Genomic DNA, 18876 nt, shown 5'->3' with positions numbered 1-18876 from the left:
GGACGAGCACCCACCGGCCACGCGCACCCGCACGCGCCCGGCGCCCCGCACCACCCGCACGCGCCCGCACCCAGCTCCGGCGCGTCAAGCCAGCCAGGAACCTGTGCGTCGTCGTCCGGCGCCGACCACCACGAGGGGACCGGTTCAACAGGCCGCTCCCGCACGGGGCACACAGGCGTGGCCGACCGCTCAGCGGCAATCACCCCGGGGCCCGATTCGAACATGTGTTCACCCTACTGGCGACCACTGACACGACCGGTCCGCCGATCCGTCCGGCCCGCCGGCGGCCGCAGCCGTCGCGCTCGCGCTCAGCGGCCCTCGGCGTTGTGCTCGCGCTCGTCGATGACGTCCTGGCCCGGGCCGCGGAAGTGCTCGGACCGCTCGAGCGCCTCGATCGAGCCGGTGAAGAGCCGGGCGTCCTTGGCGCCGACGGTCAGGCGCTGCGTGTCGTCGGGCCCTGCCCACACGCCCGGGAGCGGCAGCGGCGAGGTGATCGGCGGCGCCGCGGGCTCGACCGCCTCGGGCGCGGTCACGGTCTGCCAACGCGAGCGCGGCAGCGCCTCGGGCGCTGCTTGCTGCAGCCACGCCAGCAGCCCCTCGCGCACGTGGCAGCGCAGGTCCCACAGCGTCGGGGCGTCGGCGGCGGAAGCCAGCGCGCGCACGCGCACGGTGCCACCGACCGCGTCGGTGACCTGCAGGACACCGACCCGCCGGTCCCACAGCTCGGTCGAGTCGAGCAGACGCGCGAGCTCGGCCCGCATCGCCTCGACGGGGACCTGCCAGTCGAGGTCGAGCTCGACCGTGCCGAGCAGGTCCGCCTGGCGCCGGGTCCAGTTCTCGAAGGGCGTCGTCGTGAAGTAGGTCGACGGCAGGATCAGCCGGCGGTCGTCCCACGCGTGCACGACGACGTACGTGAGCGTGATCTCCTCGATCCGCCCCCACTGCCCGTCGACCACGACGACGTCGTCGACGCGGATCGCGTCCGTGAACGCGAGCTGCACGCCGGCGAACATGTTCGCGAGCGAGCTCTGCGCCGCGAGCCCCGCGACGATCGACAGCAGCCCGGCGGAGGCGAGCAGGCTGGCCCCGAACGCGCGCGCTCCCGGGAACGTCAACGCGATGCCCCCGAGCGCGCACACCACGAGCACCGCGACGGTGAGCCGGCGCAGCACCTGGACCTGCGTGCGCACGCGGCGGGCGTGCCGATTGTCCGCGACGTCGAGCCGGTAGCGCGCGAGCGCAGCGTCCTCGAGCACGAACGCCAGGCTCCCGACGAGCCACGTCACGGCGATGATCAGCAGGATCACGAGCAGGTGCTCGATGACGTCGCGCCAGTCGGCCGGTTCGGTCGACCACCGCAACGCGAGCCACACCGCGACCACGACGAGCACGGCACGCAACGGAAGCCGCGAGCGCCGCGTCAGGTCCGCGGCGACCGCCGAGGTCCGCGCGGCCCGCCGCACCAGCGCACCGACGAGTGCCGACAGCACGAACGCGACGACGACACCGACCGCCACGGCGAGCAGCGACACGAGCACGTCGACCGCGTCCTCCTCGTCGGCCGCTGTGGTCGCGGCGGAGAACAGGACGAATCGCACGCGGCCACACTAGACGCCCGCCCCGACACCCGGTCGCGCATCGAGACGAACGCACCAGCGCGCGAAGCCACCCCGGGCATCAGCACCACGACCATTCCCGAGCAAGAAGCCGCCCAGGCGCACACCCCGACCCCGCCCGATGCAACCACGGACCACCCCCGCACCCACGGACCACCCCAGCGTCCACGGACCCCTCCAGCGTCCACGGACAGCGCCAGCGTCCACGGACCCCGCCACCGCACCGTCCGGTGACGCCCCCACTGTCCGCAGACACCGCAAGGGTCCGCAGATGAGAACAGGCCAGGACCACACCACGGCCCCGCCCGACGCCGCCACGGACCACCCCAGCGTCTACGGACCCGGCCAGCGCCCACGGACCACCCCAGCGTCCACGGACCCCTCCAGCGTCCACGGACAGCGCCAGCGTCCACGGACAGCGCCAGCGTCTACGGACCCCGCCACCGCACCCTCCGGCGACGCCCCCACCGTCCGCAGACGCCGCAAGGGTCCGCAGATGAGAACTGGCCCAGGAGCGCACCACGGCCCCGCCCGATGCAGCCACGGACCACCCCGCACCCGCGGACCACGCCGCCGTCCACGGACAGCGCCGGAGTCCACGGACAGCGCTAGCGTCCACGGACAGCGCTAGCGTCTACGGACCCCGCCACCGCACCCTCCGGCGACGTCCCCACGGTCCGCAGACGCCGCAGGGGTCCGTAGATGAACCACGACCGAGCTCGCGCACCACGACCGAGCTCACGCCGGGCGAGCACCTCGTCGCGCGCTCGGCGATCCCCGCGCGAGCGCGCACCCGGCTAGCGTGCGAGTCGATGCCTGACACGCCCCGCCCCGCCGGTACCTCCGCGCCCGCGTCCACGCCCGCGTCCGGCCAGCTGCACACGCACCTGCGCGTGCCGCTCGACGTGCAGCCGCTGCTCGCGACACTCGCCGCGCACGCGGTCCCCGGCGTCGAACGCGTCACGACCGCGCCGGACGGCCGGGCCGGCACGGTCGAGCGGCTCGTCCGCACGGCGCACGGTCCGGTCCGCGTCGTCGCGCACCTCGCGCCCGACGACGTCGAGGTGCGCTCGGACACTCCGCTCGACGAAGGTGCCACCGATCTCGCGCGGCGCTGGTTCCACCTGGACGACGACCTCGCGGTGATCTCGTCGGACCTCGCGCGCGACCCGACGCTCGCGTCGCTCGTGGCGCGCCGTCCGCACCTGCGCCTGCTCGGCCACGTCGACGGGTTCGAGGTCGCGGCCCAGACGGTGCTGGGTCAGCAGGTCAGCCTCGCCGCGGCCCGCGTGTTCACGGGCCGGCTCGCGGCCGCGTACGGCACGCCCGGGGCCGCGGACCTGACGCTCTTCCCGACGCCCGCGACGATCGCGCACGCGGACCCCGACGAGGTCCGCGCCGCCGTGCGCGTCCCGGCGGCGCGCGCCCGCACGCTCGTCGCGCTCGCGCAGGCGTGCCAGGACGGCCTGGCGCTGACCGCCCACAACGAGCCCGACGCGCGCGACGAGGCCCGCCGGCGTCTCCTGGCCGTCCCGGGGATCGGTCCGTGGACGGTCGAGTACCTCGCGCTGCGGGTGCTCGCGGACCGCGACGCGTTCCCCACCGGCGACCTGGTGCTGCGCCGCGCGCTCGGGGTGAAGACCCCCGCACAGGTCGCGGCCGCCGGCGCGGCGTGGTCACCGTGGCGCGCCTACGCCGCGCAGCACCTGTGGAATGCGGCCGCGTACGAGCGCTGAATCGGGACCAGGGCCGACGACGGTGCCGCGAACCGTTCCGAGCACCGCGCCGGCTACGTCAGCCCAGCCGACGGACCATCGGCAGCCGAGCCCGCGTGAGCACGTACGCGCCGGTCATCGCGAGCAGCGGCAGCCCGACGACCACGCCCAGCACGATCCCCCACGGCACGCGCAGGACGAGCGCGACGTCGATCGTCCACGGGTCGTCGTAGCGCGCGGCGGTGACGAGCACCTGCGCGAGCAGCAGACCGGCCGCAGCGCCCAGCCACGTCCCGACGATCGCGACGACGCCCGCCTGGGCCGCTGCGACGCGCCGCCGGGCCGCGGGAGCGGCACCGACCGCGGCGAGCGTCGCGAGGTCGGGCGTGAACTCGGCCGACGAGAGCGCGACGGCGATCCCGGTCGCCGCGAGCCCGAGCACCGCGGCGCCGAGCACGAGGATCAGGACGACGATGCCGTACCCGCCCGGTGGGCCGTCCTCCAGCGTGACCCAGGCGTAGGTCGGCGCGGCCCCCTGCGCCGCGTCGATCTCCTTCTGGTCGGGCGTGCTCGCGGTGGCCACGACGAGCCCCACCGGCTCGGCCCGCAGACCCAGGTCCTGCGCGACGCCGGGCGGCATGATCAGGTGCCACGCCGCCAGCCCGGGTGCGACGAACCCGGGCGCGACGACCGCCGCGTCGAAGGTCTGCTTGCCGTCCAGGTCGCTGGCCGAGGCCGCCAGGTGCACGGCGCCGTCGGGCCACAGGTCCACGGGCGAGGTCACGACGACCTGCCCGGCCGCGAGCGCGGCGGCGGCCTCGTCGGCTCCCGGCAGCCCGAGCACCGCGACGAGCGTCCCGTCGTCGACGAACACCCCGTTCGTGCCGTCCGGCGTGATGTACCCGGTGTCGGCGTACGTCGTCGAGGACCACAGCCCGGCGCAGCGGGGGTCGCCGGCCAGCGCGCGGGCCTGCGCGGGCGTGGCGTCGGGCGGCACGGGGCACTCCTGCTCGGGCGCTCGCTCGGCCAGGACCGAGAGCCACGCGCCGTCGGCGTCGTCGGGCAGCACGGGCATCCGCACGCGCACGCTGCTCCCGACGTCGAAGCTGCGCCGGGCCCACGCCTCGAGCTCGTCGGCACGCGCGACGAGCTCGTCGTGAGTGGTGACGTCCGCGTCCGTGGCGGCCGGGTCGGCAGCGAGGAAGTCGTCGCGGTACCACTCGCTGACCAGCACGATGCCCTCGCGCGCGGCGGGGACGTACGCGGACTCCTGCGCGACGTCGCGCGACGAGAAGAACGCGCCCGCGGCGACCGCACCGGCGACGGCGGCGACGACCGCGGCCACGGCCGGCGCGGTCCGGCCGCGCTGGCGGGCGGCGTCGCGCACGGCGATGCGTCCCGCGACACCCAGGTGCGGCGCGAGCCGTCCGACGAGCGAGACGATCCCGCCGGATGCCATGACGATGCCGATCTGCACCACGAGCACGCCGCCGACGGTCACGACGGACCGTGAGCGCACCGCGCCGAAGGTCGCGACGACGAGCCCGAGCCCGACGAGCACGACGCCGAGCGCCGCGAGGCCGCGTCGCGGACGGGCCTCGGACCGGCGGCCCGCGAGCGCGGCGACGACGTCCAGCCGCGCGGCCCGGCGCGCGGGCAGCCACGCGGCGGCGACCGCCACGAGCACGCCGAGCACGACGAACGCGCCCACGACGAGCCAGGGCACGCGCAGGTCGGGCAGTGCCCAGGAGCCCCGGACGCGCACGACGGCCTGGATCGCGGCCGCGACGCCGACGCCGAGCAGCGCGGCGAGCGCCGACGCCCCGACCCCGACGACGAGCCCGCCGAGCAGGACGACCTGCCGCAGCGTGCGGCGTTCGGCGCCGACGGAAGCGAGCAGCGCGAGCTGGCGCTGCTGGCGCCGCGCGCCGACCGCGAACGCGGGTCCGACGAGCAGCACGACCTCGAGCAGGCCGATCGCGACACCCACCGCGACGAGCGTCAGCGTGCCGGACGAGACGGCCGAGGATCCCTGGTCGAGCTCGGATGCGGGCCGGTCCTCGTGCAGCGCCCACCGTGTGAAGACGCGGAACCCGACGTCGTTGAGGGCCAGCGCGGTGTCCCAGCGCACGGGTTCGGGGCCGAGCACCACCCAGGTCCGCTCCGCGTCGACGGGTGCAGCGAGCAGGCCGCCGGGCACGGTGAGCACACCGCTCTGGTCCGGCCACGGGTCGACGACACCGACGACGTGCACGTCCGCGGCTGCACCGTCGGCCTCGCCGTCGAGGTCGACCGGCTGCAGCGTGACGGCGTCGCCGACGCCGACGCCGAGCTTCGCCGTCCACCGCGGGTCGAGCGTGACCTCGTCGGGTGCGGTCGGCAGCCTGCCCGCCACGAGGTCGCCCCGCAGCACGTCGGTCAGCGCCTCGGCCGGGGCGGCGAGGGCGACGAGGCGCGAGCGGGAGGCGATGCCGTCGGCGACCGGGCGGACCAGTCGCTGCGTGACCTCGACGGCGACGTCCCCCGACGGGAGCGCGGCGCGCACGACTCCCGCGCGGTCCGTCGGCGCGATCGACTCGTCGAGGTCGGAGGCGCCCCAGCCGCCACTGAACTGGTCGTCCATCTCGACCTTGCCGTCCACGTACTGGATCGTCGCCTGCGCGTCGTCGCCCAGCGCGAACTGCACCTGGCGCTCGGGCGACGGTACCGACGACTGCAGCAGCGTCGCCATCGCGACCCCGACGAGCACGGGCAGACCGACCATCACCGCGACGAGCGTCGAACGGCCCCGGGCGCGTGCGGCGTCCCGGCGCGCGATCCGCCCCGCCGCGCGCCAGCCTCCACGCGCCATCAGCGCACGCCGCTCGCGAGCAGCGACTCCGGCCCGGCCGCGTACCCGGTGCCGTCGACGACCACGCCGTCGCGCACGAACACGGTCCGGTCGGCCCACGCCGCGAACCTCGGCTCGTGCGTGACGAGCAGCCCGGCGGCGCCGGCATCGATGCGCGCACGCAGGACGCGCATGACGTCCTCGCCCGTGGCCGAGTCGAGCGCGCCGGTCGGCTCGTCCGCGAGCACGAGCCGGCGGGGTCCGACGAGCGCGCGGGCGATCGCGACGCGCTGCTGCTGGCCCCCCGACAGCTCGTCGGGGAACCGGTCCGCGAGGTCGGCGACCCCCACCTCGTCGAGTGCCGCGAGCGCCTCGCGACGCGCGGCGCGCACGCGCACGCCGTCGAGCTCGCGAGGCAGCGAGACGTTCTCGGCGGCGGTGAGCGCGGGGATGAGGTTGAAGTCCTGGAACACGTACCCGACGCTCCGGCGGCGCAGGCGGGCGCGGGCCTTCACGTCGAGCCCGCTCAGCTCGTCGCCCGCGAGCACGACGGTGCCCGACGTCGGGGTGTCGAGGCCGCCCGCGATGTTGAGCAGCGTCGACTTGCCCGAGCCGGACGCGCCCATCACGGCGACGAGCTCGCCGAGGCGCACGTCGAGGTCGACGCCGTCGAGCGCCCGCACCGCGGTCGTCCCCGTGCCGTGCACGCGCGTCACGCCACGCACGCTCAGCAGGACCGGACCCAGCGGCCGCCGGCTCACCGCGCACCGCCCGACGCCGCGGCGGTCGCAGCCGTGGCCCGGGCGGTCGCGGCGGCTCGCCGGGAGACCGCTGTCTCGTCGGACGTGCCGCCCTCCGCCGCGGCCCGGGCGACGCGCGACTCGACGTGGTCGAGCCAGCGCACCTCGGCCTCGGCCGCGAAGACCAGGTGGTCGAGCACGAGCGACCACGCAAGGTCCTCGCTGCTCCAGCCCGACGCGGGCAGGTCGGCCTTGAGCCGCGTGAGGTCGGTCATCGCGCGCATGGTCTCGGTGCGCTGCGCCTGGACGATGGTGCGCACGTCCACGCCGGGGGCGCTGACCGCGAGCGCGAGCTTGATGCTCAGCTCGTCGCGCGCGGGCGTCGAGCGCACGACGGGCGTGGCCCACCAGGTCGCCAGCTCGTCGCGTCCGGCGGCGGTCAGGTGGTACCGCTGCACCTCCGCGTCGGCGTCGGCGGTGTCGGCGGGCTCGACGAGGCCGTCGCGCACCAGGCGGTCGAGCGTCGTGGAGACCTGCCCCATGTTGAGCGGCCACGTGCCGCCGGTGCGGTGCTCGAACTGCTGGCGCATCTGGTACGCGTGCATCGGCGTCTCGGCCAGCAGCGCGAGCAGACCCTGTCGGACGGACATGCGGACTCCCCCTGATCGTGGTTACGCGGTAACCCGGAAGTTACGCAGTAACCACAGCTGGCGCAAGGGACACGCCGACCGTCAGGCCGCGGGCGGGCGCTCGATGTCGAGGGCGTCGACGAGCGTGCGGCGCGTGAACCGCCGCAGCCGGCGCGTGTCGACGCGCGACCACATCCGGTGCTGCACCAGCAGCGTCAGCCACCCCGCGACCGCCATCCCGACGAGGTTCACGACGAGCTGGACGGTGCTCGAGCCGATCTCGTCGGGCAGCCCGAACGCGAGCGCGACCGCGATGTTGCCCGCCGCGGGAATCGTCGTGACCGAGATGAACACGCCGGTCAGCCCGCCCATCCGCGAGGACGTCAGCGACAGCACACCGGCCGCGCCGGCGATCACGGCCACCACGAGCGACCACTTGTCGGGGTGGTAGATGAACCGCGTGTCGGGCCGCGGACCGGTGACGTCCGCGAGCGTGATCCAGCCGATCGCACGTCCGACGAGCACCGCGACGAACGTCGCCATGATCGCGACCGTGAACCCGACGACGAGTGCCACGACCGCCCGCCGCAGCAGGCGCCACCGCCGTCGCACGAGCCCGACCCCCATCGCGGCGACCGCGCCGAACTCCGGACCCAGCACCATCGCGCCGATCACCAGGATCTGCGAGTCCAGGACGATCGCGATCGACGCGATCAGCGTCGCCAGGATCATGAAGGACAGGAACGACCAGCTCAGCTCGGAGTCGTCGTACGCGCGCAACGCGACCGACGGCCACACCACGGCGTCGGCGGAGCTGCCGGGGGCCTCCAGCTCCGCCTCGAGCCCGGCACGGGACATCCACGTGTCGACCGGGACGAGCTGCATCGTGCCCTCGCGGTGCACACCGAGCGCCAGGAGCTGCTCGACGATCCCGTTCGCGGCCTCGCGCGCGATGTCGGCCGTCACGATGTCCCCGGCGGGCTGCACGGACGCTCCCGGGTGCACCGCGACGGCGCTCACGCCGACGTCGTCCTCGAGCACGGCACGGATCTGGGCCGTCAGCTCGGTCGGCGTCGAGACGCGCAGGCTCAGCACGACGCCACTGTGGCACCGGCCGACGCCCGGTCCCGGCAGGCGCCCCGATACCGGAGAGAACACCCGCGCGCACGTTGACCACGGACTTTCGACCTGGTATGTACGATCGTTCGGCCGTTCGAGTGACGCGTACGCGACGGAGTTCACCCGTCGGGTCACACGGGCGGCCCACGCGACCCTTCCGGGTGAACGCCTAGCGTCGAGTCTCGGGGAGGTGGGACGGGTGAGCACTGCGGGCCGCAATCCGGCGTGGCGAGAGGCAGAACGACTGGCCGAGCGTCACGCGCGCGTCGTCCTCGCGCGCCTCGACGTGCGGGTCACGTCCGAGCCCGACGACCCCCAGCTCGACCTCGTCGGAGCGGACTTCGCGGCGATCGTCGTGCACGAGCGGCTGCCCGTGACACGCGAGACCCTCGAGCGGCTGCACCACCACGCCGGCGGCCGCACGGCCGCCTGCTACGCCCGCGCCGGCTACGCCAAGACCGCGACGCTGTGGGCCGAGGAGCGGCGCATCGCGCTGTTCGGGTACACCGACGCGGGGCACACCGCCGCGATGAACACCGCCGCGCACGAGCTCGTCACCCGCGCGCAGACCGACTCCGAGCAGCGGGTGCGCACGGCCGTCGAGGTCGTCACCCGGCACGCCGTCCAGATGCGCGAGGAGGCCGAGCGCCGCGACCGCGAGGCGCGCGCGGCCGCGCTGCGCGAGCAGGAGGACGGGCGGCGCCGGTCTCGTGCGCGTCGCCGCCAGCGCGAGCACGACGAGGCCGCGTTGTCCCGGTCGATGGTCCTGCTGCTCGAGGCGCAGCTGCGGCCCGGTGCGCTGGACGTCGCGATCCAGCGGCTCGCGCTGTCGCCCGTCGTGGAGACCGTCGCCGACACCGCGCCGCGCCTGTCGCTGTCCGAGCGTGCGCACGCGATCGACATCGTCCGCTGGCTCTTCGACGAGGCCGCGGGAGTCCTCGAGGCGACGACCCCGCGCAGTGAGCAGGAGACGCCGCACTACCGCGCCGCGCGTCTGATGATCCAGCGGGCGCACGTGGCGCTCGACGCCGCCGACGGCCAGGACGTCGCCGGTCACGTCTCGCCCGACGAGGTCGCCGAACAGCTCACGTACGTCGACCGCTGCTGGCGCGGGCTGCTCGGCGAGCTGGTCAAGTCCGTGACGCCGCCCGTCCACGAGATCCCGCGTCCCCGGGTGTCGGTGGGCTGACACCCGACCGCCGTGCACACCGCGGCCTGCGATGATGCCCCGGTGACCGTGCAGCAGGGCCGTACCGCGGCCGACGACGAGGCGGGTGCGACCGTGCCCGCGACCGGGCCGACCTCCGAGTCCGAGCCCGGTGCCGACCCGGAGCAGGGTCCCGAGGCTGACCTCGCGCCGGACCTGGAGCCCGACCTCGAGCCGGACCTCGGGAGCACCGCCGAGCCAGGGGTCGCGATCGAGGCCGAGCCCGATCCCGTGCTGCACCCGGCAGAGGGCCGGTGGCCGTGGCTGGGCCCGCTCGTCGTGTCCGTCGTCGCCGCCGTCGCGTACACGGTGTTCTCGCTGGTGCAGTGGAGCCGCTACGAGGTGCCGTCGTGGGACCTGGGCATCTTCACGCAGCTCGCGCGCCGGTACGCGTCGCTCGAGTCGCCGATCGTGCACATCAAGGGTGACGGGTTCAACCTGCTGGGCGACCACTTCCACCCCTTGCTCGTCGTGCTCGGGCCCGTCTACAAGGTCTTCCCGAGCGCGGTGACGCTGCTCGTCGTGCAGAACCTGCTGTTCGCGCTGTCGGCGTACGTCGTCGGACGGCACGCCGTGCGGGTGGTCGGCTGGCTCGAGGGCACCGCGCTGACGCTCGCGTACGCCGCGAGCTTCGGCATCGCCGGCGCGGTCGCGGCGCAGTTCCACGAGATCGCGTTCGCCGTGCCGCTGCTCGCGCTCTCGCTCGTCGCGCTCGTGCGGGAACGCTGGTGGGCGTGCGCGCTGTGGGCCGCACCCCTGGTCTTCGTCAAGGAGGACCTGGGCCTGACGGTCATCCTCATCGGCGTCGTGCTGTGGTGGCGCAGCCGGGACCTGCGCGCGCTGTGGCTCTCGGTGTGGGGCGCCGGCTGGACCGTGCTGAGCACCGCGGTGCTGATCCCGCTGCTCAACTCGGGCGACCAGTGGGACTACGGCTCGCGCATCGACGTCGTCGGGATCCTCACGCACCCGTGGACCGCCTTCACGCTCCTGTTCGACGACGGCCGCAAGATCAGCACGGTGCTCATGCTCGTCGCGATCACGGGCTTCGTCGGGCTGCGCTCGCCCGTCCTGCTCGTCGCGGTGCCGACGCTCGTGTGGCGGTTCTGGGCGGACAACGACGCGTACTACGGGCACCTGTGGCACTACTCCGCGGTGCTCATGCCGATCGCGTTCGTCGCGCTGCTGGACGGCGTGGTCCTGTCCCGACGATCGCCGCGGGCCTGGCTCCGGCGCTACGCCGTGGCCGCCGTGCCGGTGGCGGTCGTGATCGCCGCGCTGTTCACGCCGCAGCTCGCGCTGGCGCGCCTGGTCGAGCCCGAGTACTACGCCGGCTCGGGCCGCGAGACCGCCGCGCAGGCGATCCTCGCGCAGATCCCCGACGACGCGGTCGTCGAGACCGACATCGGCCTGATGAGCTACCTCGTCGACCGCGACGACGTGTTCTACGTGGGCAACGCGGGCAACCCGACCCCCGACTACCTGCTCATCGACGACTGGGGCGGCGGCTGGAACACGGCGATCGGCGATCTCGTCCAGTTCGCGCAGGACCGCTTCCCCGGCACGACGTGGGAGCTGGTCGACACCCAGGGCAGCTTCCGCCTGGTGCACCGCGTCGACTGACGTCGGGGCGGTGCCGGCGGCTCGGCGAGCGCTTCCGGTCGCCCGGGGCGACACCCGTTGACACGTGACCACTGCGGGTGTTCGGTGGGGTGCTGTCCGGTATGCCGGTTCCGCCCGATCCCGGGCGGGCCGCCCCACCTCGTCGGCAACGCCGCCGCCAGGGAGAGACCATGTCATTGCGCAGCCCCCGTGCACTTCGCCCCGCCGCGCTCGCGCTCGCCGCCGCCGGCGCGCTCGTCGTGAGCCTGATCGTCGCCCCCGCGGCGCAGGCCGGCGGCGGTCACCACCCGTCGCCACCCTCGTCGGAACCCGACCTGGGGCCCAACGTCACCGTGTTCGACCCCAGCATGCCGACCGCGGACATCGCCGCGAAGGCCGCCGAGATCTACGACCAGCAGGTCGCCGACGAGTTCGGCGACGGCCGCTACGCGCTGCTGTTCAAGCCCGGCACGTACGGCACACCCGACGCGCCGCTGCGCATCAAGGTCGGCTACTACACCGAGGTCGCAGGCCTGGGCCTGTCCCCCGACGACGTCGTCATCAACGGCGCGGTCGAGGTCTACAACCGCTGCCTGGACGGTGCTGGCGGCAACTGCGTCGCGCTGACCAACTTCTGGCGCTCACTGTCCAACCTGTCGATCGTCTACTCCGCGGTCGGAGCGGACGACGGCTGCCACGCGACCGCCAACTTCTGGGCCGTCTCGCAGGCCGCGCCGATGCGGCGCGTGCACATCACGGGCGGCACGTTCTCGCTGATGGACTACTGCTCCGGCCCGTCCTACGCATCCGGCGGCTACATCGCCGACTCGGACCTGCCGACCACCGTCAACGGCAGCCAGCAGCAGTTCTACGTGCGGGACTCGTCGGTCGCGAGCTGGTCGAACGCCGTGTGGAACCAGGTGTTCTCGGGCGTCGTCGGCGCCCCTGCGGACAACTTCCTGGCCGGCCAGAACTCCGACAAGTACACGACGCTCGCGAGCACCCCGGTCTCGCGCGAGAAGCCGTTCCTGTACGTCGACGCCCGCGGGAAGTGGAACGTCTTCGTCCCCGCGATCCGCACGGCCTCGAGCGACGTGTCGTGGCGTTCGGGTACGACGAAGGGGCGCTCGATCCCGCTGTCGTCGTTCTACGTCGCCAAGCCCGGCGACAGCGCGCGCACGATCAACGCGCAGCTCGACCGCGGCCGCCAGCTGCTGCTCACGCCGGGCATCTACTCGACGACCTCGTCGATCGACGTCAAGCGCGCGAACACGATCGTGCTCGGCCTGGGCCTCGCCTCGATCGTCCCCACGCGCGGGAACATCGCCATGACGACGTCCGACGAGGCAGGCATCGACGTCGCCGGCATCATGTTCGACGCCGGCGCCAAGACCTCGCCCGCGCTGCTCGTCGTCGGATCCGGGCACCACGGCCGGTTCTCCGCGCAGCACGGCGGCGGCTGGCCCCGTCCCTGGAACCGCGACCCGATCGTCCTGCAGGACGTGTTCTTCCGGATCGGCGGCGCGCACGCCGGCTCGGCGACCCAGAGCCTCGTCGTGAACGCCGACCGCACCGTGATCGACCACACCTGGGCGTGGCGCGCGGACCACGGCGAGGGCGTCGGCTGGACCGTCAACAAGGCCGAGACCGGCGTGCTGGTCAACGGCGACGACGTGCTCGCCACCGGCCTGTTCTCCGAGCACTTCCAGAAGTACAACGTCGTGTGGAACGGCGAGCGCGGGCGCACGATCTTCTTCCAGAACGAGCTGCCCTACGACGCGCCGAACCAGGCCGCGTGGAAGCACGGCTCGACGCTCGGCTGGGCCGCCTACAAGGTGTCCGACAAGGTGCGCACGCACGAGGCCTGGGGCCTGGGCGCGTACATCTACACGAACGTCGACCCCACGCTGCACCTGACGCAGGCGTTCGAGGTGCCGAAGCGCTCCGGCGTGAAGCTGCACCACATGGTCGCGGTCTCGCTCAACGACGCGGGCACGATCGACTCGATCGTCAACGGCGTCGGCGGTCCCGTGGTCCCCGCACCCGGCGGGTCCACGTGGGACGCGGTCGTCGAGTACCCGGCGCCCTGAGCCTGACGTCGGCGGGGTGCGGGCCGGCGTCCGCACCCCGCCGACGTGCGGCAGGAAGTCGACGACGAGCGGCAGGAACCGGGTTGCCCGGGGCGGCCCCGTCATGGATCGTCGTCGCGTGCCCCCCGACCCTGCTCCTGACTCTGCTCCGGTCTCTGCCCCGGCCGCTGCCTCGCAACTCGTCGCCGCCCAGTACGTCGCCAACGCGCTGATCTGGGGCTCGAGCTTCCTGTTCATGAAGGTCGCGCTCGAGGGACTGTCGGCGCCGCAGGTCGCGATCGGCCGCATCCTGCTCGGCGCCCTCGCGCTCGTCGTCGTCGCGGCCCTCTCCCGGCGCGCCTGGCCGCGCAGCCCGCGCGTGTGGGGGCACCTGCTGGTCATCGGCGTGCTGCTGTGCGTCCTGCCGTTCCTCGCGTTCGCGTGGGCCGGCCAGCACCTGGCCTCCGGCCTCTCGAGCATCCTCAACGCCACGACGCCGCTCATGACCGCCGGCGCCGCCGCGGCCCTCCTGCCCGCCGAGCGCCTCACCCGCCGCCAGCGCCTCGGGCTCGTCGTCGGCGCGGTCGGCGTCGTCGTGATCGTCGGACCCTGGACCTACGTGGGCGACCTCGTGGACGCCGCTCCCCTGTCCGCCGTGCTCGCCTGCCTGGGCGCGACCGCCTGCTACGGCCTCGGCATGACCTACCTGCGGCGCTTCGTCACGCCGCTGCACCTGCCGTCCGTCACCGTCGCCGCCGGCCAGGTCGGCTGCGCCGCCGTCGTCGCGCTGCTGCTCGCGCCGTTCGTCGCCCGCACGCCCGTCCACCTGACCACGTCCGTCGTCGTGTGCATGGTGCTGCTCGGCGTGCTCGGCACCGGCCTCGCGTACGTCTGGAACACGCAGGTCGTCGCCGCATGGGGCGCCCAGCGCGCCTCGACCGTCACCTACCTGACGCCGGTCGTCGGCGTCGTCCTGGGCATGCTCGTCCTCGACGAGCACCTCGAGTGGTACGAGCCCGTCGGCGGGCTGCTGGTGGTGCTGGGCGTGGTCGTCGCGCAGGGCACGCTCTCGTCGCGCGGTGCTCGTCGCGCTCGGGCCGATCGGGAGGCGGCGCCCGTCCCGGCGCCCCGCTAGACCCAGCCCGTGCGGCCAGCACGGCCGCTGCTCTCCGACGTCCCGCTTCGCTAGTAGCGGCCTGACCTGCGCAAACACCCTCGTGCGACGCAGGTCACCCCGGACCGATTTGGCCGAGGTCCGGGTGTCACGTAGAGTAACCAAGCCGACGCGGGGTGGAGCAGCTCGGTAGCTCGCTGGGCTCATAACCCAGAGGTCGCAGGTTCAAATCCTGCCCCCGCTACAAGTAGAAGTGCAGGTCAGAGGCCCTTTCGCTCCGAAGAGCGAGAGGGCCTCTGACGTTCACGGAGCCTTCGCTCGGCACGGCCGGCGACCACCTGGACGGCGCTCATCACCTCGGCAGACCGGGGATCCCGAACGCGTCCGCGGACCGCGAGCCTTTCTTGCTCCCGCCCGGTGCCCGTGAGCGTGCGCGGCACACAGCTACAGTCACGAGGGTGACGACGACCGAGGCGCCGCGCGTTCTCGTCGTGCCGGCCGTCCTGGTGGCGGCCCTGTCCGGAGCACTGGTCGCGGTGCAGGGCCGATTCAACGGGGACCTCTCGAGCGCGGGCGCGGGCGCGCTCGTCTCGACCTGGCTCAGCTACGTCGGCACGCTGGTGACCACCGCGATCGTGCTCGTCGTGCAGGGGCGCGCGGCGCGCACCGCGCGCACCCTCGTCCACGACGCGCGGTGGTGGTGGTACGCGGTGGGCTTGTGCGGCGTGCCGATCGTCATCATGTTCGCGATCGGGATCCCGATCGTGGGCGTGGCGATCGCCTCCGTGTGCGCGGTCGCCGGCCAGACCGTCTCGGGGCTGGCCCTGGACTCGCGCGGGGTCGGGCTGCCCGCGGCGCTGCGACTGACGCGCCGCCGCCTCGTCGCGGCACTGGTCGCCATCACCGGCCTCGTGGTCGCGGTGGGTGCGGTCCCGACGACGAACCTCGCGCAGGCCGTTGCCCTCGGCGTGGCGATCTTCGTCGCCGGGATGCTCCTGTCCGGTCAGCAGGCGGGCAACGGCCGGGTCACGCAGCTGTCGGGCAACCCGGTGCTGCCGGCGCTGACCTCGTCGGCGGGAGGCACGGCTGCCGTGACCCTACTGCTCGGCATCGCAGCCGCGACGGGTCACCTGGACGGTGTGCACCTGCCGGGCGAGTGGTGGCTCTACCTGGGCGGACCGCTGGGTGCCGCGATCACCGTGTGCGCCGCGTGGGCGATCCGCCACCTCGGCACGTTCGCGCTGTCGCTCGGAGTCGTCGTCGGACAGATGGTCACCGCCGTGCTGGTCGACCTCGCCACCGACGTGGCCACGAGCTGGGCGACGTTCTTGGCGGTCGTCCTGGTCACCGGCGCGACCCTGCTCGTCGTGCTGCCATCTCGCCATCGCGTGGTCGCCGCGTCCTGACGTGGTTGATCCGGACCTGGCCCGCACCCGGCCGGTGCGCGGGCCTGGGCGCACCCGGGACCGCGGCAGGGATCAGGCGCCTCCGGCGACCAGGAGCTGGATCGTCGGGACGTCTGCGACGAGGCGGGCGAGCGGGGTGCGGTAGGCGAGCGCGGAGACGCTCACGGCGCCGGTGACTGCGCCGAGCGAGACGGGGACGGCCAGGCAGACGATCCCGAGTTCGTTCTCCTCGTCGTCGACCGCGTACCCACGGGCGCGGGTCCGTGCGAGGTCGACGACGAACGCATCGTCGTCCACGACGGTCCGTGGCGTGCGGGGCGGCTGGGGGTGCGCTCGCGCCCAGTCGCGCGCGGCCCCGTCGTCGGGCAGCGCGAGGGCCAGCAGGAGCTTGCCGACCGCCGTGGAGCGGGCCGGGTTGCGCCCGCCGATGGTCGAGGTGAGCCGTATGGCGCCCGACGGGGGGTCGACCTTGGCGCGGTACACCACCTCGTCGCCGTCGAGGACGGCGTAGTGGGCGGTCTCGCCGTAGCGCTCCGCGAGCGCCCGCAGCACGGGCTGGATCCGCACGTGCTCGGGCCGGGCGTCGTGGTAGGCGAACGCCAGGCGCAGGAACTCGTCGCCGAGCGCGTACTGCCCGGTGGCGGGCCGGCTCGCGAGCTTGGCGCGCGTCAGAGCGGTGAGCGCGCGATGGACGGTCGACTTGGGGCTCGCCACGGCCCGGGCGAGGTCGTCGAGCGTCGCACCCTCGGGGCGCCGGGCCAGCTCGACGAGCACGGCCAGGACGCGGTCTGCGCCGACGAGCCGGTCGACAGCCCCGTGCGGCGCGGTCGCGTCGGGCGCGGTCGTCTCGGGCGCGGTCTCGTCGGGCACGAGCGCCAGCCTAGTCGCGGCTTCCACTGATCGGAACGCTGATCCGCTCCCTTTCCGTCTATCAGCACTGGCTACAGGCAATCTGAACGCTGACTAGACTCGCTGCGAGTCGTCGTCATGGGGAGTACAGATGCGCGCGTTCGTCATCACCGCGCCGGGCCGCGCCGCGGTCCAGGAGGTGCCCGAGCCGCAGGCCGCGCCGGGGGTGGTGGTCGTCGAGGTGGAGCGGGCGGGCGTCTGCGGCACCGACAGCGAGTTCTACTCCGGCGGGATGGCGTACCTCGCCTCCGGCGACGCCGCCTACCCCATCCGGATCGGGCACGAGTGGAGCGGTCGGGTCGTCGAGGTCGGCGACGGCGTCGACGAGGCGTGGCTCGGCCGGCGCGTCACCGGCGACACGATGCTCGGCTGCCGCGCGTGCCACCGCTGTGCAACGGGTCGTCAGCACCTGTGCGCCGACCGGTACGAGATCGGGATCCGGCACGGCTGGCCCGGCGCGCTCGCCGAGCGCCTCCCCGTGCCGGCCACCGCGCTCGTGCCGCTGCCGGACACGGTCGACGCGACCCTCGGCGCGCTCGTCGAGCCCGGCGGCAGCGCGCTGCGCTCCGTCACGGGTGCGGCGGTGAGCGACGGTGCGCGCGTCCTGGTGATCGGCGCGGGCACGATCGGACTGCTCGTCGCGCTCATCGCACGGGCCCACGGTGCTCAGGTGCACGTGCTCGGCCGGTCGCAGCGCTCACGCGACTTCGCCGCAGGGCTCGGGCTCGAGCACGTCACGACCGTCGAGACGCTGGACCGCACCACACCGTTCGACGCGGTCGTCGACGCGTCGAACGACGCGGGCTCGCCCGCGCTGGCCGCGCGGCTCGTCGAACCCGGTGGCCGCGTCGTCCTCGTCGGGATCTCGGACACGCCCAGCCGGATCGACACGCGCGACCTGCTGTTACAGGACGTCACCGCGGTCGGGGTGCTGTCCGCGTCCGGCGGGCTGCAGGGCACCGTCGACCTCTACGCGTCCGGGCGGGTGGACCCGCGACCGCTCGTCGCGGCGACCGTCGGGCTCGACGAGGTCGCGGACGTGCTCGCAGACGGACGACCGGCCGGCGCGGGCGCCGGCCCGAAGGTGCACGTCGACCCGCGGCTCTGACCTCAGTACGGACGGGCTCCCTCGGGCGCCGCGGCCTCGCCCCTGGCGACGGCCAGCGCCTGCCGCGCGCCGTCGGCAAGCAGGCCCGTGTCCTGCGCGATCGTGAGCATCGTCGCGCCGCGCGCCGCCCACTCGCGCGCCATCTGCGGGTCCGAGCAGTGCAGGCCCGCGGCGATCCCCGCACCGCGGCACGCGTCGACGACGCGCTGGATCAGGGCCTCGAGGCCGGCGTCGTCCCGGTACGTCCGTCGCCCGTACCCGCACGCGAGCGCGAGGTCGTTCGGGCCGACGTACACACCGTCCAGCCCGGGCGTGCGGACGATCTCGTCGAGAGCGTCCACCCCGGCCGCGGTCTCGATCATGACCAGGCAGATCGCGCTGGCGTCCTGTTCGGCGGGCGGCAGCGCGCCGTCGGGGCGCACGTACCCCCACATCGGCCCCCAGCTGCGGTTGCCCGCCGGCGGGAAGCGGCACGCGGCGACGGCCGCGGCGGCCTCGGCGCCGTCGTTCACCATCGGGACGAGGACCCCGGCGGCACCGGAGTCGAGCGCGCGCCAGATGCCCGCCTGCTCGTTCCACGGCACCCGCACCACCGGCGCACCGCCCGCGGCACGCATCGCCTGCGTCATGCCCGGCAGCTCGCTGAACGTCGCGACACCGTGCTGCAGGTCGACGCACACGTAGTCGTACGGCAGGCCCGCGAGCAGCTCGGCCACGGACAGGTCCGGCAGCGAGCTCCAGATGCCGAGCGCGGCGCCCGCCGTCCAGGCGTCCCGCAGCCGCTGCGCGCTCGCGGCGATGGCTCCCACGGACAT

At 74.2% G+C, this 18876-nt stretch carries 14 protein-coding genes and 1 tRNA gene; 8 read left to right on the top strand and 7 right to left on the bottom strand.

What is annotated here, in order from left to right; genetic code table 11:
• Positions 1-308: 308 nt before the first annotated feature.
• Positions 309-1598, bottom strand: a complete 1290-nt coding sequence (locus CCO02nite_RS06635; protein WP_246117395.1) for a mechanosensitive ion channel family protein — start codon at positions 1596-1598, stop codon at positions 309-311.
• Between the two features lie 830 nt (positions 1599-2428).
• Here CCO02nite_RS06635 and CCO02nite_RS06630 point away from each other — a divergent pair.
• Positions 2429-3352, top strand: a complete 924-nt coding sequence (locus tag CCO02nite_RS06630) for a DNA-3-methyladenine glycosylase family protein (RefSeq protein WP_146842336.1) — start codon at positions 2429-2431, stop codon at positions 3350-3352.
• Between the two features lie 58 nt (positions 3353-3410).
• Here the strand turns inward: CCO02nite_RS06630 and CCO02nite_RS15640 are convergent, their stop codons facing one another.
• From CCO02nite_RS15640 to CCO02nite_RS06610, 4 genes are all read right to left on the bottom strand, one after another.
• Positions 3411-6182: an FtsX-like permease family protein gene (locus CCO02nite_RS15640; protein ID WP_186812599.1), complete on the bottom strand. Its 2772-nt coding sequence runs from the start codon at positions 6180-6182 to the stop codon at positions 3411-3413.
• On the bottom strand, positions 6182-6907 hold the full coding sequence (locus CCO02nite_RS06620) for an ABC transporter ATP-binding protein (protein WP_222593161.1): 726 nt from the start codon (positions 6905-6907) through the stop codon (positions 6182-6184). Before CCO02nite_RS06620 ends, CCO02nite_RS15640 begins: the two co-directional genes overlap by 1 nt.
• An 11-nt stretch (positions 6908-6918) precedes the next feature.
• Positions 6919-7551: a PadR family transcriptional regulator gene (locus CCO02nite_RS06615; RefSeq protein ID WP_146842334.1), complete on the bottom strand. Its 633-nt coding sequence runs from the start codon at positions 7549-7551 to the stop codon at positions 6919-6921.
• A gap of 81 nt (positions 7552-7632) precedes the next feature.
• Positions 7633-8625, bottom strand: a complete 993-nt coding sequence (locus CCO02nite_RS06610) for a DUF389 domain-containing protein (protein WP_146842333.1) — start codon at positions 8623-8625, stop codon at positions 7633-7635.
• Positions 8626-8848: 223 nt separating this feature from the next.
• On the opposite strand from CCO02nite_RS06610, the gene CCO02nite_RS06605 reads away from it, so the two are divergent.
• From CCO02nite_RS06605 to CCO02nite_RS06580, 6 genes are all read left to right on the top strand, one after another.
• Complete coding sequence (locus tag CCO02nite_RS06605) at positions 8849-9838, top strand: hypothetical protein (protein WP_146842332.1); 990 nt, start codon at positions 8849-8851, stop codon at positions 9836-9838.
• A 42-nt stretch (positions 9839-9880) separates the two neighbouring features.
• A complete protein-coding gene (locus CCO02nite_RS06600) occupies positions 9881-11476 on the top strand; it encodes a DUF2079 domain-containing protein (RefSeq protein WP_186812598.1) in 1596 nt (531 codons plus the stop codon).
• A 170-nt stretch (positions 11477-11646) separates the two neighbouring features.
• The gene (locus CCO02nite_RS06595; protein ID WP_146842330.1) at positions 11647-13545 is read left to right on the top strand and encodes a pectate lyase-like domain-containing protein; all 1899 of its coding nucleotides are present in this window, start codon (positions 11647-11649) and stop codon (positions 13543-13545) included.
• 118 nt (positions 13546-13663) lie between these two features.
• The gene (locus tag CCO02nite_RS06590) at positions 13664-14659 is read left to right on the top strand and encodes a DMT family transporter (protein ID WP_246117393.1); all 996 of its coding nucleotides are present in this window, start codon (positions 13664-13666) and stop codon (positions 14657-14659) included.
• A 149-nt stretch (positions 14660-14808) separates the two neighbouring features.
• A tRNA-Met gene (locus CCO02nite_RS06585) sits at positions 14809-14882 on the top strand.
• Between the two features lie 214 nt (positions 14883-15096).
• The gene (locus CCO02nite_RS06580) at positions 15097-16044 is read left to right on the top strand and encodes a DMT family transporter (protein ID WP_146842328.1); all 948 of its coding nucleotides are present in this window, start codon (positions 15097-15099) and stop codon (positions 16042-16044) included.
• A gap of 72 nt (positions 16045-16116) precedes the next feature.
• Here the strand turns inward: CCO02nite_RS06580 and CCO02nite_RS06575 are convergent, their stop codons facing one another.
• Positions 16117-16914, bottom strand: coding sequence for an IclR family transcriptional regulator (locus CCO02nite_RS06575; RefSeq protein WP_146842327.1), 798 nt, complete (start codon positions 16912-16914; stop codon positions 16117-16119).
• A 130-nt stretch (positions 16915-17044) separates the two neighbouring features.
• Here CCO02nite_RS06575 and CCO02nite_RS06570 point away from each other — a divergent pair, with 130 nt between their 5' ends.
• Positions 17045-18061, top strand: coding sequence for a zinc-dependent alcohol dehydrogenase (locus CCO02nite_RS06570; protein ID WP_146842326.1), 1017 nt, complete (start codon positions 17045-17047; stop codon positions 18059-18061).
• A 2-nt stretch (positions 18062-18063) separates the two neighbouring features.
• Here the strand turns inward: CCO02nite_RS06570 and CCO02nite_RS06565 are convergent, their stop codons facing one another.
• Positions 18064-18876 (bottom strand): HpcH/HpaI aldolase family protein, encoded by an 813-nt coding sequence (locus CCO02nite_RS06565; RefSeq protein ID WP_146842325.1) that lies wholly within the window; start codon positions 18874-18876, stop codon positions 18064-18066.

Origin of the sequence: Cellulomonas composti, assembly GCF_007990245.1 — a bacterium.
GTDB lineage: Bacteria > Actinomycetota > Actinomycetes > Actinomycetales > Cellulomonadaceae > Cellulomonas > Cellulomonas composti.
This window is presented reverse-complemented; position numbering and strand designations above follow the sequence as displayed.